Annotated in this window: 14 protein-coding genes; 8 read left to right on the top strand and 6 right to left on the bottom strand. The window is 60.0% G+C overall.

Annotated elements, in window-relative coordinates; all coding sequences use genetic code 11:
* From N434_RS17375 to N434_RS17365, 3 genes are all read right to left on the bottom strand, one after another.
* Complete coding sequence (locus N434_RS17375) at window positions 1-1,008, bottom strand: ABC transporter permease (protein WP_110759520.1); 1,008 nt, start codon at window positions 1,006-1,008, stop codon at window positions 1-3.
* A 144-nt stretch (window positions 1,009-1,152) separates the two neighbouring features.
* Complete coding sequence (locus tag N434_RS17370) at window positions 1,153-3,240, bottom strand: ABC transporter substrate-binding protein (RefSeq protein ID WP_110759676.1); 2,088 nt, start codon at window positions 3,238-3,240, stop codon at window positions 1,153-1,155.
* A gap of 104 nt (window positions 3,241-3,344) precedes the next feature.
* Window positions 3,345-4,811 (bottom strand): alpha-glucosidase/alpha-galactosidase, encoded by a 1,467-nt coding sequence (locus tag N434_RS17365; RefSeq protein WP_110759519.1) that lies wholly within the window; start codon window positions 4,809-4,811, stop codon window positions 3,345-3,347.
* A gap of 197 nt (window positions 4,812-5,008) precedes the next feature.
* On the opposite strand from N434_RS17365, the gene N434_RS17360 reads away from it, so the two are divergent.
* Both N434_RS17360 and N434_RS17355 read left to right on the top strand, forming a co-directional pair.
* Entirely contained in the window at window positions 5,009-5,902 is an 894-nt protein-coding gene (locus N434_RS17360) for an AraC family transcriptional regulator (protein ID WP_110759517.1), read from the top strand.
* Between the two features lie 73 nt (window positions 5,903-5,975).
* Window positions 5,976-6,443 (top strand): hypothetical protein, encoded by a 468-nt coding sequence (locus N434_RS17355; RefSeq protein ID WP_110759515.1) that lies wholly within the window; start codon window positions 5,976-5,978, stop codon window positions 6,441-6,443.
* An 11-nt stretch (window positions 6,444-6,454) separates the two neighbouring features.
* Here the strand turns inward: N434_RS17355 and N434_RS17350 are convergent, their stop codons facing one another.
* From N434_RS17350 to N434_RS17340, 3 genes are read right to left on the bottom strand one after another with little or no spacing between them, the layout of a single operon-like run.
* The gene (locus tag N434_RS17350) at window positions 6,455-7,366 is read right to left on the bottom strand and encodes a DMT family transporter (protein ID WP_065116868.1); all 912 of its coding nucleotides are present in this window, start codon (window positions 7,364-7,366) and stop codon (window positions 6,455-6,457) included.
* Window positions 7,363-9,765 carry a PIG-L family deacetylase gene (locus N434_RS17345; RefSeq protein WP_110759513.1) on the bottom strand — a complete coding sequence of 801 codons (2,403 nt, stop codon included), beginning with the start codon at window positions 9,763-9,765 and terminating at the stop codon, window positions 7,363-7,365. The genes N434_RS17350 and N434_RS17345 overlap by 4 nt, the downstream gene beginning before the upstream one ends.
* Window positions 9,766-9,784: 19 nt before the next feature.
* A complete protein-coding gene (locus tag N434_RS17340; RefSeq protein ID WP_110759675.1) occupies window positions 9,785-11,011 on the bottom strand; it encodes an ROK family transcriptional regulator in 1,227 nt (408 codons plus the stop codon).
* Between the two features lie 248 nt (window positions 11,012-11,259).
* Here N434_RS17340 and N434_RS17335 point away from each other — a divergent pair, with 248 nt between their 5' ends.
* The 6 genes from N434_RS17335 to N434_RS17310 are packed head-to-tail and all read left to right on the top strand — an operon-like array spanning window position 11,260 to window position 17,772.
* Entirely contained in the window at window positions 11,260-12,525 is a 1,266-nt protein-coding gene (locus N434_RS17335) for a sugar ABC transporter substrate-binding protein (RefSeq protein WP_065116871.1), read from the top strand.
* 17 nt (window positions 12,526-12,542) lie between these two features.
* Window positions 12,543-13,484 (top strand): carbohydrate ABC transporter permease, encoded by a 942-nt coding sequence (locus N434_RS17330; RefSeq protein ID WP_065116872.1) that lies wholly within the window; start codon window positions 12,543-12,545, stop codon window positions 13,482-13,484.
* Complete coding sequence (locus N434_RS17325) at window positions 13,481-14,323, top strand: carbohydrate ABC transporter permease (protein ID WP_110759511.1); 843 nt, start codon at window positions 13,481-13,483, stop codon at window positions 14,321-14,323. The genes N434_RS17330 and N434_RS17325 overlap by 4 nt, the downstream gene beginning before the upstream one ends.
* 4 nt (window positions 14,324-14,327) lie before the next feature.
* On the top strand, window positions 14,328-15,842 hold the full coding sequence (gene argH, locus N434_RS17320) for an argininosuccinate lyase (RefSeq protein WP_110759510.1): 1,515 nt from the start codon (window positions 14,328-14,330) through the stop codon (window positions 15,840-15,842).
* On the top strand, window positions 15,842-16,882 hold the full coding sequence (locus N434_RS17315; protein ID WP_110759508.1) for an ABC transporter ATP-binding protein: 1,041 nt from the start codon (window positions 15,842-15,844) through the stop codon (window positions 16,880-16,882). The genes argH and N434_RS17315 overlap by 1 nt, the downstream gene beginning before the upstream one ends.
* On the top strand, window positions 16,879-17,772 hold the full coding sequence (locus N434_RS17310) for a carbohydrate kinase family protein (RefSeq protein WP_110759507.1): 894 nt from the start codon (window positions 16,879-16,881) through the stop codon (window positions 17,770-17,772). The genes N434_RS17315 and N434_RS17310 overlap by 4 nt, the downstream gene beginning before the upstream one ends.
* Window positions 17,773-17,775 lie beyond the last annotated feature (3 nt).

Genomic DNA, 17,775 nt, shown 5'->3' with positions numbered 1-17,775 from the left:
TCAGGCCCTCCCGAATTCGCGAACGCGTGGGTCAAGCATGGCAAGCAGCATGTCGGCGATGATGTTGCCGACGATCAGCGTCGCGGCCAACACCATCATGAAGGTCGCGGTGACATAGACATCGCCCACGGCCATGGAGCCGACAATGGCAGGGCCGACAGTCGGCAGCGCGAAGATGATGGCAGTCTCGATTTCGCCGCTCAGCATGTAGGGCAGCACGACGCCCTGATACATGACCAGCGGGTGCACGGCATTCGGCACCGCATGGCGCATGATGACCGCGCCTTCCGAAAGACCCTTGGCGCGGGCCGTCTCGACATATTGCGCATTCAGCGTATCGAGCAGATTGCCGCGCATCACCCGCATATTATAGGCCAGCCCACCGAAGACGGCGATGGCGACCACCGGCCAGACATGGCTGACGAGATCGACGAATTTGCCCCATGACCACGGCGCACCGCCATATTGCGGCGAGAAGAAGCTGCCGATCTCCGACACGTCGAAATGAAACACCATGAGATAGACAAGGATCAGCGCCATCAGGAAGCGCGGGATCGTCATGCCGAGGAAGGCGACGGTGGAGAGCAGGTTGTCGATCCAGGAATATTGCCGTGTGGCCGCCCAGATGCCGAAGGCAATGCCGAGGATGGATGCGAAGATATGGCAGACCAACGCCAGCGCAATGGTGCGCGGCAGGCGTTCGCCAACCACATCGGCAACCGGTTTGTTGTAATAGAAGCTGTAACCGAAATCGCCGCGGGTCACTATGCCGCCGATCCAGTTGAAATATTGCACGACAAGCGGCTGATCGAGGCCGTGTTCGACACGATAGGCCTGCGCCTGCGCTTCCGCCTGTTCGAAGGACGCACCGCCCTGGTTCATCAGCTGCGAGCGGATGTAATCGGCATAATCGCCGGGCGGTGCCTGGATGATGGCGAAGGTCACCACGCTCAGGATCAACAGCACCGGAATGGCGGATGCTACGCGTATCGTCAGAAATCTCAGCATCGAACGGTCTTCCTCGGTTTGGATGGGCCGTGTGTCTCCGGCCGCGCTTCACGCGCGACCGGTACCGGGTGTTCTCCGGGAGGAGTTCTTCAAGTTTCGCATTGTCCGGACGTAAAACCGCTACGCACTTTTACTGGAAATGCTTTAGTTGATCGGGCCGCCCTCGCCCGGCTTGCCGGGAAGCTGCTCAGGGAAAAGTTCGTATTTGCCCTGCTTGTCGGCCGCGACCCACAGGCGTTCGCGGATGATGGCGTCTTCAGCCCAGTTGAACATGAAGATCGGCGTGCCCTGCGGCACATTCGAGAAGCGCTTGTTGACGATGAGCGCACCGGGATATTCGGTGAGACCAATCGTATAGAGGTTCTGCGTGTAGACCTTCTGATATTGCTTCATCAGCTCGGCCCGTTCGGCATTGTCCTGCGAGGAGATGAATTTCCGCACCAGATCGGCCATCTCCTTCTCGAACGGCATCAGATCGAGTTCCTTGCCTTCGGGCGAGCGGTGGTTCCAGCTGGTGCGCGGGCCGACAGGGGCAAGCTGCTCGGTGTTCTGCACCACGGATGAAAGCTCGGTGGAATTGCGCCGCACCAGCCAGTCGAACTGCCCGCCATAATGGGCGGCATCGCGCTGGTTGGAATCGAGGCTGTTGATGACAACGCGCAGGCCGAGTTTCGCCATCTGGCCGACGAGACCTTCCGCAAGGCTCTTGTCCGTCGCATAGCCATTATTGACGAGAAGGGTAATTTCGACGTTGCGGCCATCAAGCGTTTCCTTGGGGAAATTCAGGAAGCCATCACCATCGGTATCCTTCAGGCCGATAGAGGCAAGTGCTGCCTTGGCGGCCTCGAGGTTGAAGGGGTAATAGACCGTGGAGGCGCGATCATAAAAGCTGGTGCCCGACGAAATGCCGCCCGGATAGATCGCCGTGAACGGCCCCTTCACCAGCGAGTCGCCGATCGCCTTGCGGTCGAGGGCCGATGTCACGGCCTGACGGAATACCTCGTTGCGGTTCAGCTCACGGATCGCCTGTCCGCGCTCATCCGGATTGCCCCAGCCATTGGCGGAAAAATTCATCTGCAGATTATAACCGATAAGCCGCGGCCCAAAGGCAAGGCGGGCCGGCGCATTGGGGTCTGCGGCGCGTTTCAGCGAGGCGACGAAATTCTCCGGCTGTTCGAGATTGGAGAAATCGCCCGATCCCGCCACGGCCTGCACATCGCGATCCGCCCAGGTGGAAAGCTTGTAATGGACCTCGTTGAGGTAGGGCAGCTGCTGGCCCTTTTCATCGACCTTCCAGTAATAGGGATTGCGCCTGAGCACGATGATATCATCTGGCCGATAGGCGACCGGCACCCATGCGCCCATCACCGGCATGTTCATATATTCCGGCGGGAAAGCGTTCTTGAACTGGTTATAGGTGTTCTTGGAATATTTCGGATGCTGGGGTTTGAGAATATGCGACGGTCCGGGGCAGAAGCTCGGATAGGCCATGGTGTAGAGATACTGCTTCGGAAAAGCCGCCTTGAAAGTCCATTCGACGGTGTAATCATCGATCTTCGTGAGCGTCGTTCCCTCACCGAAAGCCTCGGGCGACGCACCGCCGCCGAGCGGGGAGACATTGGGATCGACGACAGCATCTTCCCAATAGAACATCACGTCATCGGCGTTGAAGGCTTCGCCATCCGACCACTTGGCACCTTTAACCAGATGCATCGTCAGCTTGTGACCGTCCTCGGACCATTCCCAGCTTTTGGCCAGATTGGGCAGCGGTTCGGTGTCCTTGGCATCCACCTGGAAAAGCGGCGCGGTGCGCGTCAGGCATTCGGAAAGGGCGATATCGATGCCGCCCCAGCCCTGGCTCTGGCCGGCAATGTAGTTCCAGCCCTCCGGCCGGCCACCAACCACATGGCGCATGGTGTCACCATAAACGCCGGCGCCATCAGGCATGTTCGCGGCCTTATAGACCAGCGGCTCTTCCGGCAGGCGCTCCTTCAGCGGCGGCAGCTTGCCGGTCTTTTCGAATTTCTCGCTGACCCAGTCGGGTTCGCTATAGCTCGGCAGCGCCTTGAATTCGAGGATCGAGTCGCGCGCGACATAATTGATCTTGCCTTCGGCCGGAAATTGCGGCGGCTCGGGCGGCGTGGTGGTCTCGAAGGCATTCGCATTAAGTGCGATCATCGAAACACCAAGTCCCAGTGCCGAGATGATACCGATCCTGCGTTGAAGTAACATCGTCATTCCTCCCAAATGGCAGCTCTTCGACCGCCCACCCTCTGTGATCGTTTTGAGCGGACGGCGAACTCCCTTTCGCCGCCGGCCTGTTCCCATGCTTTTCCTCAAACAGCCTTTTTCAGCGCCGATTTTTCGGCCCGCAATTCCTCGATGGAACGTACGTTGCGGCGCGCAGCCCCCGCCCATTCACGGGTCTTGACGCTGGATTTGGCAAGCCGCTCCTTCGCCGCAGGCACGGCATCGGCATATTGCGGCAGCCAGCGCGCCTGCGCGACGACCATCTCGTCCACCATCTGCCAGACCTCTTCCGGCGTGGCCACGGCGCCGACCAGCGGGTCATGCAGTACCGCGAGCTTCAGCAGATCGATATCGCCGCTCACCGCCGCATGCACAGACATGCGCTGGACATTTATGGAGGCCATGCAGGTGGCCGCACAGGCCTCCGGCAGCGTGATGCCCGACACCATGTTGATGCCGAAACGGTCGACGAAGCCGGGCGACTCGATGATGGCGTCGGCCGGCAGATTGCTGATGACACCATTGTTCTTGAGGTTGAAATGGCCGCGATAGACGCGTCCCGTCTCCAGCGCCTCGAGAATATGGCTGGCATGTTCGTTGGAGCGCTTTGCCGGATCGATCGGCTTGGCGGCCGAGGCGAGGAATTGCGGGAATTCGGTTTCGAACCAGTTGCGCGTTTCGGTGGAGTGGCGGAGATACCCGCCGGTTTCACCGTGGATCCAGTCGGACATGTCGATCCAGCGGGCGATTTCCTCCGGCCGCTTACGATACCACGGCAGATATTCCGAGAGATGGCCGTTGCTTTCGGTCGAATAGACGCCGAAACGCTTCAGCACATCGATGCGCAACTTCTCCTGCTGCGAGAAGACCGGATGCGCCTCGAAAGCGGCAATCAACTCGTCCTTTTCGATCTTGCGGCCGTTGAGCCTCAGATCGATGAACCATGTCTGGTGGTTGATGCCTGAGCAGATGTAATCCAGCTCGGACACGCTTTTCGCGCCGAGGATTTCGGCGATCTGTTCCGCACCGTGCTGCACGCCGTGGCAGAGACCGACCGTATCGACCTTGCCATATTCGATGGCCGCCCAGGTGTTCATGGCCATGGGGTTAGCATAGTTCAGGAATTTTGCACCTGGTGCCGCGACCTCGCGGATATCCTTGCAGAAATCCAGAATGACGGGAATGTTGCGCTGGCCATAGAGGATGCCGCCGGCGCAGATCGTATCGCCCACACATTGGTCGATGCCGTATTTCAGCGGAATACGGATATCATCGGCATAGGCTTCCAGACCGCCGACCCGCACGCAGCTGATGATGTATTTCGCGCCCTCAAGCGCCCGGCGGCGATTGGTATCGGCCGTCACCTTCACCGGGAAACCATTGGCCTCGACGATCTTTTCAAGGATCGCCTTGATCATATCGAGATTGTGCTGGCTGATATCCGTCAGCGCGACCTCGATATCGCGAAACTCCGGCACGCACAGGAGATCGGTGAACAGTTTTTTCGTGAAACCGACGCTGCCTGCGCCAATAATAGCGATTTTGAAACTCATAACGCCACCTCTGTTGCAAATCGAACGGGTGAAACGGGCCGAAGGATCGTGAAATGGCACTGCAGAAAAATACCCTTGAGAATCCCGGAAAACCGGCCTTCCTCCCAATTTTTCAGCAGCAATATCCCGCTGGCTGTCTCCTCGGATCGGGATTATGCGTATAAAGACGGATAGGACCAGAGAAGGATTATGCTTTCATGGGTAATTTTGTGCTGCGCGATTTGATCGATCAGGGACCCGGCATGCGCACCGTCTCGCTGCCGCGCGGCCGCCAGACGCTGCACACCATGCCGACCAGTAGCGGTTATGAAATCCGCCGCGGCGGCAATTATGACTGGGATGGGCGCAAACGCGGCCAGACGCCTTTCACGGTGCTGCAATATTGCATCGGCGGACAGGGCAATCTGCGTTACGAGAACCGCCATTATGTGGTGAAGCCGGGTGAAACCCTGCTGCTACTGATCCCGCATAATCACCGCTACTGGCTGGAAGACGGCAAGGAATGGGAGTTCTTCTGGATTTCCATGAATGGCGAAGAGGCCCTGCGCATTCACCGCAACATCCTCGCCGTCACCGGCCCGATCCTCAAGCTCCAGCCCGAAACCGTCGATCACCTTGCCGAATGCTGCTCACGCCTCGTCAATGGCGCGGAGACGCCGGGCGCTGCCTCCGCCGTTGCCTATGAGGCGGCGATGACGCTTTATGACGATGTCTTCGGCTCGCACCCGTCTTTCGGCGGTGAATATCGCACCCTGCAACAGGTGTTGAGCTATATAGACAGCCATCTCGGCGAGCGGCTGTCGGTCAGCGACCTTGCGGCGGTGGCCGGCCTCAGCCGCGCGCATTTTTCCCGCATCTTCACCGCGAGCGAAGGGCTGCCGCCGGCTGAATTCGTGCTGCAGCGGCGATTGCGGCGGGCGGCAAAACTGCTGACCACGGCCGGAAATATTCCCGTCAAGGAAGTGTCCGTACTGTGCGGTTTCGAGGACCCGAACTATTTTTCCAAGGTCTTCCGCAGGCTCTATGGCACCAACCCCAGCGAATTTCGCACCACCGGCATGTATGCGAGCGTTCGGCAGGACGGAACCTGAAAAAACAACTTCCTTTTGCCACGTTTCAGGCGATTAAGAATGGACGGAACAACCTCTTTGGAGACCGGCTGAGGTGAACAGCAAAATCCGCACGATCCTCGTCTTTCCAATCAGGGCAATCATCGTATTTGCCCTGATCCTCGACGGCATTTTCCGGCCGCTCTATCGGCCTGTCATCAGGACCATATCCGGCCTGACATTCATCAGGCAACTGGAAAACCGGATCGCCGGCTTGCCGCGTCTCGCCATTCTTCTCTGTCTTGCCGTGCCCTTCGCCATTGCCGAACCCATGAAGATCGTCGGCCTTCTCCTGATTGCCCACGGGGCAATAAAGACCGGGATCTGTCTGACGATCCTTGCCCATCTGGCAACCTTCCTGATCGTCGAACGCATCTATCACGCGGGCAGGGAAAAGCTCCTCACCTATTTCTGGCTCGCCTGGATCATGCGTTATGTGCGCTTCGCCCGTTCCTTTTACGATCGCGCCAAACTCGCGACCTTGAACTGGATCCGGCTGAGGGTCATGGAATTCCAGAGGTAGGGGCGCTTCCGTTACTTCCGGCGGCGCAGCGTCTTCAGGACATATTCCACAAGTGCGGTGGACTGCAGCGAAACGAGGATGATGGCAATGCCGAGCACGACGCGGGTTTCCGGCACCTCGTCAAACAGGAAATATCCGACAGCCGTGACGAACAGGATCGAGAGATAACCGACGGGGGCAAGGACGCTGGCATCGGCGATACGATAGGCCCGCAGAAAGCAATATTGCCCCATCTGCGCCAGAAGCCCGATGGCCAGCAGCGGACCCCAGTCGAGCGGCGCAACCGGCTTCCACGTCCAGATCGCCGGAACGGCAGTGATGACGGCAAGGCCGACGGTATAAAACACCATCATGACCGTGGTGTTTTCCTGCCGCAGCGCCCGGGTCTGGATCACGGCGAGCGCGCCGAACACCACCGACACAAGGACGACAAGCACGCCCGCATTAAACTCCGCCCCACCCGGTCCGATGACGACGAGCACCCCGGCAAAGGCAAGACAGGCCCCTGCCCAGCGATATCGGCTCACCCTTTCACCGAGAAAGGCAACTGCCATCGCCATCGTCACCAGTGGTCGGGAGAAGCCGACGGCGTTGACGGTGGCAAGCGGCAGCAGGGTGATGGCGATGAAATTGCTGGTAAGCGCGATGGCGTTGCAGCAGATGCGGAAAAGGTTGCGCCAGGGATATTTGACACGCAGCATCTCCATCCGATGCCGCCAGATCAAAGGCAGGATGAAGATGAGGCCGATCATGGCCCTGATGAAGACGAGCTGAAAAGCGGGATAGGTAACGCCCTGCGCCTTGACGAGCGCCGTCATTCCACCCGAAACGAGGGCCATATCCAGAAGCAGCCAGCCGACACCCGCGCGCGTATCCGTTTCACGCGGGTTTTCCCGTTTTTCGCTTTGCCCGTGGCCATTCACGCCGGCTGCACAAGATTGGCCATGAGGCGGAACGCCCCCGGCACCAGCTTGTCCATCTGGTGATGCAGCACGAGGCTGGTATGGGTGTGCCTGCCCTTGCCAATGACACCCGAGACCAGCGCGCCCTTCAGCGGCTGCTCATCGACATCATGCATGGCCAGCAATGGCTCATAGACATCATCCCAGCGCGAGGCGAAATAAAGCCCACGCTCCTTGTCCCAGCCCGCCCAGTCGGCGGCATCGATGACATTGGGCCCGGCAAGCAGCGGATGGTCGGGCAAGAGCATGGTCACCTCCGCCTTCGGGTCCGTTACCCGCCAGCGCAGCGACGGTTTGCCGATTTCAAGACGCCGAACCGGCGTTGTCTCCGGGGTCCATCCGTCGGTCGGCCGGTGATAGAGCGTGACCAGATGGCCGCCGTTTTCGACAAAACGGTGAAGCTTCTCCGTCGCAGCAGTGAGATCCCTGCGGATGCCGAAGGCGAATATGCCAACGACAATTGTCGTGAAAGACGAGAGATCGCCGCCGAGCGCCTGCGCGTCGAGTTCGGTGACATCGAGACCCATGCGCGACATCCATGAGCCGACCCGGTCCGCACCGCCGCCGACATAACCGATCCGCGCGCGCCTGGGCAGATTGAGGTCCAGCGACAGGATTTTCATGACGGACGGGGCCAGAAACCGCGCCCGGCCAATATGCGGATAGGCGATGGGGGTGATCTGGAAGGCCGGCTGCGAACCGGAAATCGCCTCAAGCTGTGCAAGCCCCGCCGCGCCTTCGCCCGTGCGTTCGGCAATCCAGTCGTCTCCCGATTTTTGCACATTCCAGCCGCCGGCGCTCCTGAATGACAGCGGTGTATCCGCGCCTTTCACGAGGGCCTGAAACACATGTGTGTCCCGGCCTTGTCCCAGCGGAACGAGAAACGCATCCGGCGAAAGCGTGAGCGACTGCGCCGGCGTAACGAAAAATGGTTCTTCGAGATCGAAGAGGGCGGAAACCTCCCGCCCTTCAAGCGTTGCAGCCACACGCACGAAACCATGGCCGTTGCCGCCTGCCGCTTTCCAGTCCGGCTGATAGAGGCCCGAGACAGCCGCGTTTTGATCGGCCGCGAGGGAAAAGACAACCGTCCTGCCAAGCGACTTGATGGATGAAGACACACCACTCGGAAGGACCGGTGTTACCTTGACATCGAATTCGGCTGCCCGGTCGGAAAGCTCCACATAAAGCGACGTCTCCCCGCCCGGAACGATCTCCGCCGGTTCGGCATAGGCCCGCTCGAAAAGATCAAGCGCGGTCAGAATGGCAGCATCGACCTCGGCGCGCTTGCGCGTGATCCTGTGGCCGTGCAAGTCCGTGAATTCGCTTGTCGCGGCTTCATCCACCTTTTGCAGAAGGGCTGCGGCATCCAGCAGCGATCTGGTGATTACCCGCGTGTCGGGAAAGGCCGCAATCGCCCTGGTGATGGCCTGCTCGGCCTCGACCAGCGCTTTCCGGAATTCGGCATCAAGCCCCGCAACGCCGGCAAGGGCGACAAGCGTCGATGGCAGGTTGTCGAGGATCGATCCTTCTTCTCGATTGGCGGCGTCAGTGAGTTCGAGATGAAGGGGCCAGAGTTCCTGCGCCCGCTTCGGCCAGTGCCCCATTCCCTGCGAGGCATGGTAATAACGTGACCATTCGCCGATACGGTCATATTCGGCACCGGTTGCCTGCTCCTTGCCAGCCGCATTGATTGTCAGTGTCGTTTCCGGCGGCGGCACTTCGTCATCATAGGTATCGCCACCGCCCGACCATGCCGGGAGGTAGAACTTCGCCACCTTCCAGGGCTTCAGCCCCTCGGAGAAATGTTCAGGGTAAGCGGAAGGGTCGGCCGCCAGCGCAATCGCGCTTCTTGCAGCCCGCGTCATGGCACGGTGATGCCCGTGCTGCCCCGGCACATCGAGAAATGTCGGAATGACGATATCGGGCCGCTCCTTGCGATAGGCCCGCACCAGCCGCTCGACGATGCGCTGCTGCCCCCAGCGGCCGAAGGTCTGATCGCCATCCTTGGAGAAACCGAAATCGTGGATCATATCCGCCGGTCCGTGGCCGAGCCAGCTTATGTCGGCATCGATGACACGGGCGGCCTCTTCGAGTTCCCGCGAGCGAATGACACCAAGCGCCCCCAGCCTTTCCGGCCCCAGCGCATTTTGCCCGCCCTCGCCGCGTGTCGAACAGGCGATGATGATCCGCATGCCGAGTTCCATGCGGAAATAGGCAAGGAGGCCGTTCTGCTCATCATCCGGATGCGCGCCGGTATGCATGACGGTGGCGGTGGATTTCAGCGCACTCAGCTTGCGGTGCAGGCGAACGAGCCATGGATCGGCCATCTGCCGTTCGATGCGTTCGCGGGGGGTAAGCATGGGCGGTCTCCTCCAATATTCAGCCCGGCGCCTGTGTTGCGGCTCCCGGGGATGTCTCCAGTTTTGGTGTGACGATGTCGAACAGCGGCAGTGCCGCGGCGCCAAGGGCGGCGGTCAACTGCCCGGATTTGCCGTGCATGACGCGCGGCAGTTCCCGCTGCCGCCGGCTTGCGACCGAGGTCGGCAAATCCCCCATGCGCTGAATGATCTCGCTGATGATGACCTCCGGCAGCGCGCCGCCGAGGATGACAGTCTGCGGATCGAGAATATTCTCCAGCATGGCGATCATCGGCGCGAGATGGGCCGCGGCATCGTCGATCCACTCTGTCACGACCGGATCGCCGGCTTTGAACAGGGCTTCAAGATCGCCAAGTTCAGTATCGGCGATACCGGCATGGCCGAGCTTTTCCTTCAGCACATAAACGGAAGCATAGGCTTCGAGGCAACCTTTCTGCCCGCAGGAAGGGCAGGCCCTGCCCCGCGGCGATACGGTGACGTGACCGATTTCGCCGGCGTTTCCGAAAGCGCCGCGATAGGGCGAGCCATCCTGAATGATGCCAAGACCGATACCGACGCCGAAATAGATCATGCAGAAATTGGGGATCGCCAGCCCCGCGCCGAACAGGCGTTCCCCGACGGCGGCGGCCGTCGCGTCATTTTCCACCACCACCGGCTGGCCGCAGGCATCGCTCAGCATCTGGCGGGCATCGATGCCGCCCCAGCCGGAAAGGGTCGTTGGCCCGACCGAGGTCATGCCATCGATCTCGAAGGGGCCGGGCATGACGACGCCGGTGCCGAGCAGCCTGCAACCGAGATTTTTCGCGACAGCCGCGTGCTCGGCGGCGAAGGTCTTGAATATGGCCTCCGGCGTGGTGTCCGTGAGCGGCGTGACGCGATGGGTACGCAGCACGCCGGCCAGATCGAGGCCAACGGTGACCATATGGTCGGCGGCAATTTCAACGCCGATCGTTGCGCCGCCATCCGGATTGACTGCGAACTGGATCGGCGGCTGGCCCCTGCCAGTGCGGCGGCGGCCGAGTTCCTTCAGCAATTCCTCGCCCACCAGCTCATCGACGATATTGGCGACTGCCTGGGCTGTCAGGTGGGTGATCTTGGCGATCTGGGCGCGGCCGAGCGAACCGTGCCGCCTGACGAGGTCGAGGACGACTCGCCTGTTATGCTCGCGGCTCCGCTCAGGATTTTTTCCGATTGCTACGGGATAGGCATCCACCGTGTGCACCGTCATCTCTTCAATTTCCCCGTCCCTTGGAAAATTCATAACGTCCAAATGACGATAAGCGCAATATAATAATTCAAGTAAATTATCTTATTGACAAATGCCCGTGTTCGGAGAACCGTAGAGAACGACCGGGGGTCAGGCTCGCATGGGGGATGGGACACGAAAATTCCCGTTGCCGGCCGAATAAGTGAGCGCGCGCGAAAGCGCGGATAAAGGGAACGATCGCTCCGCATCCGGAAGACCGGACGGAGAAAATGGAGGGTTACATGCGCAGGGCAACTCTGTTCGCCGGCTTGGTCGCCGGTTTCAGCACATTTGCATTCAACGCCGCCCAGGCGGTTGAAATCGAATATTGGCAATATGTCTTCGACACACGCGTAAAAGCCATGGATGAGCTGATCGCGGAATTCCAGAAGGCCAATCCTGACATCACCGTCAAGCAGGTGACCTTTCCATACGCCGATTACCAGACGCGCGTCATCGCTGCCAATCTTTCCGGCAAGGGCCCTGACGTGATGCAGCTGTTCTATGGCTGGCTGGACAAGTTCGCGGCCGGCGGCATCCTGCAGCCACTGCCGACCGACACCTTCCCGCATGACAAGATCGAAAGCGAATTCTTCCCGATCGTCAGCGCCATGAAGCGCGGCGACGATTATTACGGCCTGCCGACGGCGGTTCGTTCGCTGGCGCTCTTCTACAACAAGAAGCTCTTCACCGAAGCGGGCCTTGACGCCGCCAATCCGCCGAAAACGCTCGACGAATTCGTGGCAGCCGCGGAAAAGATCGCCAAGCACGACGCCGCCGGAAACCTGACGGTCGCCGGCTCGACACTCGACATGGGCGGCCAGGATCACCAGTGGTGGCGTGAAGTCCTCATTCGCCAATATGGCGGCGAGCCCTATACCGACAACGACCAGAAGGTCACCTATAACAGCGAGGCGGGCGTTCAGGCCCTGAAATTCTACACCAGCCTGCAGCTTGAAAAGAAGATCGGTCAGGTGGGCTTCATGGATGAAGGCCAGGCCGCCTTCCGCGCCGGCAAGGCCGGCATGACCATCGACGGCACCTTCCGGCTGGGTTCGTTCCGCACCATCAAGGATTTCGAATGGGGCGTGACCGAACTTCCCACCAATGACAAGAACATCCGCTCCAACTATGCGAGCTACTTCGCCAATGGCATCAGCGCCAAGACGACGGGTGAAGAGCTTGAGGCTTCCAAGAAGTTCCTCGCTTATATCTCTTCCCCGGAAGCCATGGCGATCTGGCTGAAGACGGTGGGTGAACTGCCGGCACGCCGCTCTGCGGCGCTGACTGAAGAAAACCTGAAGGACCCGATCTACGCGCCGTTCCTGAAGGGTCTGGAATATGCCCATACGACGCTGTTCATGGATGAAGCCGCCCAGCGGCAGAACGCCATCGACATGACCAACCGGGTGCTTCTCGAAGGGCAGTCGGTCGAAGATTCCATCAAGCAGGCCGCCGAGGCCGAGCAGGAAATCATCGACGCGGCGAAACCCTGAAAACCGCAGGTCCGACCATGACAGCGATAGATCAACAGGGGGCGGCATCCGGCCGCCCCGGCGGCTCCTTTGGAGATCGCCTTTCCATGCGCACCAAACGGCTTTTGTGGATCTGGAGCTTTCTGGCGATCCCGATCCTGTTTTACAGCGTCATCCGTTTTTACCCGACGCTGCAGGCCTTCTACCTCTCCTTCACCAACTGGGACCTGCTCAGGCCGGCAAAGTTCATCGGCATTGCCAATTACGTCAAGCTGTTCAAGGACCCGCAATTCTGGAAGGTGTTCAAGAACACCTTTGCCTATCTTATCGTCGGCACGCCGATCAGCCTCGTTCTGGCTTTCGTCATCGCATTTTATCTGGACCGGGTGCGCATTCTGCACGGTTTCATCCGCGCGCTTTATTTCCTGCCCTATCTCACCACGGCTGCCGCCATGGCCTGGGTCTGGCGCTGGTTCTATCAGCCGCCGCCCATCGGCATCATCAACGACGTGCTCGGCATGATCGGCATTCCCCAGCAGCCCTTTATTCGCTCCACCGATCAGGCGCTCTATTCGGTCATGGTAACCGCCATCTGGGCTGGCCTCGGTTTCCAGATCATCATCTTCATGGCCGGTCTGCGCGCCATTCCGACAACTTTTTACGAAGCTGCCCGCATCGACGGGCTGGGTGAATGGGCGATCCTGCGCAAGATAACCTTGCCGCTTCTGAAACCCACCACCGTTTTCCTCGTGGTGTTTTCCTCGATCGGCTTCCTGCGCATTTTCGACCAGGTCTATAACATGACCACCAATGATCCGGGCGGCCCGCTCGGTTCCACCAAACCGCTGGTGCTGATGATCTACCAGACCGCGTTCAACTCCTATGCGATGGGCTATGCCGCCGCGCAGACGGTTGTCCTGTTCACCATTCTTCTCGTCGTATCGCTGATCCAGCTCTGGGTCCTGAGGGAAAAGAAATGAGCGAAGCGTCGCCACTCTCCCACGCCCGTATCCGCCCCGGCCGCATTCTCGCCTGGACGCTGCTGTTCATCGGCGGCCTGATCATGGTTTCGCCGCTGCTCTTCATGTTCGCGACCTCGTTCAAGACAGCGGATCAGGTTTACGATCTACGTCTCATTCCGGCCGCGCCGACAATTGCGAACTACATCACCGTCATGGCCGACGGCCGTTTCCTGCGCTGGTTCTTCAACTCGATGCTGGTTGCGGTCATCGTCACCGTGTCCAACTGCTTCTTTGACAGTCTGGTCGGCTACACGCTGGCGAAATTCGAGTTCCGCGGCCGTTACTTCATCTTCCTCGCCATCCTCTCGACGCTGATGATACCGACAGAAATGCTGGTCATTCCCTGGTATCTGATGTCCAGCCAGCTGGGCTGGCTCGACAGCTACTGGGGCATCATGTTCCCGGGCATGATGACGGCCTTCGGCACCTTCCTGATGAAGCAGTTCTTCGAGACGGTTCCGAACGACTTCATCGAGGCAGCGCGGGTCGATGGGCTCAACGAATTCCAGATCTGGTGGAAGGTCGCCCTGCCGCTGGTGACGCCGGCGCTCTCCGCACTCGCGATCTTCACCTTCCTCGGCAACTGGACAGCCTTTTTCTGGCCTCTGATCGTTACGACAAGCAAGGAACTCTACACCCTGCCTGTCGGTCTTTCGAGCTTTGCCGTGGAACAGCAGATCCAGTGGGAAATGATCATGACGGGCGCAGCCATTGCGACCATCCCTACCCTCATCGTCTTCATCGTCCTGCAACGCTACATCGTGCGCGGTGTGATGCTGGCGGGCCTGAAAGGATAATATCATGGCCGATATCAACCCGCGCCAGTCGGATACCAGCAAGTTTCCCGATCCTGTCTACAAGGAAACCGTGCTGCGCCCGCTTTTCGACGGCGCCAAGAACCACCATGTCGACGGCTTCCGCCGCATAGACCGCGCTCATCTGGTCATGCTGCGCGAAACCGGCATTCTCGATGCCGAAACAGCGGCGAAGATCGCGGGCGCGCTTGAGGATATCGACAGGACCATCGAGCCCTCCGAGCTCGTCTATACCGGCGAAGTCGAGGATTTCTTCTTCCTGATCGAGAAGGAACTGAAAGCCCGCATCGGCGTCGATGTCGCCGGCCGCCTGCACACGGCCCGTTCGCGCAACGATATCGATCACACGCTGTTCAAGATCGGCCTGAAGGACAAGATCGACACGCTCACCGCCAAGGCGCGTGTTCTGCTGAAAGCGCTGATCGATGCCGCCGAGCGTAACCAATCCACGCTGATCGTGGCCTATACGCATGGGCAGCCGGCCCAGCCCACCACCTTCGGCCACTATCTCTCCGCCGCCATTGAGGTGCTGATCCGGGATATCGACCGTTTCGCGGAGGCACGCCGCATCGTTGATCTTTCGCCGATGGGCGCTGCCGCCATCACCACCTCGGGCTTTCCCATTGATCGGGCGCGGGTTGCCGAATTGCTGGGCTTTGCCGCACCCTTACGCAATTCCTATTCCTGCATCGCCGCCGTGGATTATACGACGGCAACCTATGGCGCGATCGAACTGATGTTCCTGCATCTCGGCCGGCTCATTCAGGATTTCCAGTTCTGGACGAGTTTTGAGGTCGGCCAGATCTACGTGCCGAATTCGCTGGTGCAGATTTCCTCGATCATGCCGCAGAAACGCAACCCGGTGCCGATCGAGCATCTGCGCCACCTCGCCAGCCAGACCTTCGGCCGGGCGCGGACCGTGCTGGATGTGATGCACAATACGCCCTTCACCGACATGAATGACAGTGAGGGCGAGACGCAGGGCATGGGTTACGAGGCCTTCACTTCTGCCGGCCGGGTTCTCGATCTGCTCGCCAGCCTTGTTGGCCAGATCAGCATCGATCCTGAAAAGGTCGACCAGAATATTCGCCGATCCTGCATCACCATCACGGAACTGGCGGATTCGCTTGTCCGCATCGAAGACCTGTCGTTCCGCCAGGCGCATGAAATTGCCGCGACCGTCGCCAAAAGCGTCGTCGCCTTGAAGGGGGATCTGCCGAATGACGGATACCAGCCGTTCCTCAAGGCGTTTCATGAACTGACAGGACACGAGACCGGCATCGACGAGGAAAAGTTCAGACAGATCGTCTCGCCAGAACACTTCGTCGCGGTGCGCGCCCGTTTCGGCGGCCCGGCGCCTGAACCCATGCGGGAAGCGATTGCGGCATACCGCGAAAGGCTCGGCGCTTTTGCGGCGGAAGCACAGCGGTTCACCGATCATGAAGCGGCGAAAGCCGCCGAACTGGCAGAGAAATTCACCGCCCTGACGGGAGCGCGATAATGGCGACAATCGAACTCAATCAACTCGTGAAGCGCTACGGCAAGGTCGAAGCGGTCAAAGGCATAGATCTCGCCATTGAAGACGGCGAGTTCGTCGTTTTTGTCGGCCCTTCCGGCTGCGGCAAATCCACCACGCTGCGCATGATCGCCGGGCTGGAGGAGATTTCCGATGGTACGCTCAAGATCGCCGGCAACGTCGTCAATGAAAAAGAACCGAAACAGCGCAACATCGCCATGGTCTTCCAGAACTATGCGATCTATCCGCATATGACGGTTCGCCAGAATATCGGTTTCGGACTTTACACATCAAAGCTCGACAAGACGGAAAAGAACCGCCGCATCGAAGAGGCCGGCCGGGTGCTGGGGCTTGAAGCCCTGCTCGACCGCCGTCCCGCGGCCCTGTCGGGCGGCCAGCGGCAGCGCGTCGCCATCGGCCGCGCCATGGTGCGCGATCCCGCAGCCTTCCTGTTCGATGAGCCGCTATCCAATCTCGATGCGCAGTTGAGATCGCAGATGCGCATTGAAATCAAGCGCTTGCACCAACGGCTTAAGACGACCACCGTCTACGTCACCCATGATCAGGTGGAGGCCATGACCATGGCGGACCGTATCGTGGTGATGAAGGACGGTCATATATTGCAGGTCGGCACGCCGACGGAACTTTACGAAACACCCGTCGATATCTTCACCGCCCGCTTCATAGGCAGCCCCTCGATGAACCTGCTGCGAGGGACCAAAACAACCAGCAGCGTTGCGCCCTCCGCCAACGGTGAGCTTCTGATCGGCGTCCGGCCGCATGATCTGCTGGTCGGCGAGAACGGTGCTGCACAGGGAACGTTTACGCTTGAGGGAACGGTAACGGCGGTCGAGCCGCTGGGGCCGGAGACGCTCGTTCATCTGGATACCGACACCACCTCGGTGATCGCTACGGCCCGGGGCAAATCCATTCCCGCCGTCGGTAGCCGGTTGCAATGCCGGGCGACAACAGGCGCGCTTTATCTTTTCGATGCGAAAACGGAAAAGCTTCTGGGCCGCGCATGATGACAACAGAAAAAACAGCCGTCATCAGCATCGGCCGGATCTATTGCGACCTCATTTTCACCGGGCTCGATGAATTGCCTGTGCTCGGCCGGGAACTGTTTGCCCGCGACATGGAAATTGCCGCCGGCGGCGGCGCCTTCATTGCCGCCGCACATTTCGCCCATATAGGCCGCCCGGTTGCGCTGCTGGCAAGGCTCGGCACCGATACGTTTTCGCGCGATATCGGTGAGAAAATGGCGCAGAGCGGCATCGACCTGCAGTTTCTGGAACACGCGGCAGATGCCGGACCGCAAGTTACGGTGGCGACAGTGGTTGGCCAGGACCGGGCATTCTTGACGCGCCGCGCCGGTGCCGCCCGGCCGTCAACGCTGGATGCCGCCTTTGCGTGGGACAGGGCGCGGCATCTGCACATTGCCGAATTCGCTACCCTGCACGAGATTCCCGATCTGGTCTCGCGCGCCAAGGCGAGCGGATTGTCAGTATCGCTCGATCCAAGCTGGGATGCAGCGCTGATCTACGACAAGGGCCTGCTCAGGGCCTGTGCGGGCGTCGACGTGTTTCTTCCCAATCTCGAAGAAGCCGAGGCTATTACTGGTCATTCTGACCCGGAAACCGCGATCCGCGCCCTGGCAGAGACGTTTCCCGTCGTGGCCTTGAAAGGCGGCGCGCAGGGCGCGTGGGTTTCCTCTCAGACGGGGCTGCAGCATGTGGCGGCCCAGAAAGTCCCGGTTATCGATACGACCGGCGCAGGCGATGCCTTTAATGCCGGTTTTCTTGACGCCTGGCTTCAGGGGCAGGACGAACAGCGATGCCTCAAAGCCGGGGTCGCTGCGGGCAGCCTTGCCGTGCAGGCGGCAGGCGGTGCACCGAGGGTGACCACCGCCGCTTGAGGC

It is taken from the genome of Rhizobium sp. UGM030330-04 (genome assembly GCF_003208455.1).
Lineage (GTDB): Bacteria > Pseudomonadota > Alphaproteobacteria > Rhizobiales > Rhizobiaceae > Agrobacterium > Agrobacterium rhizogenes_A.
This window is presented reverse-complemented; position numbering and strand designations above follow the sequence as displayed.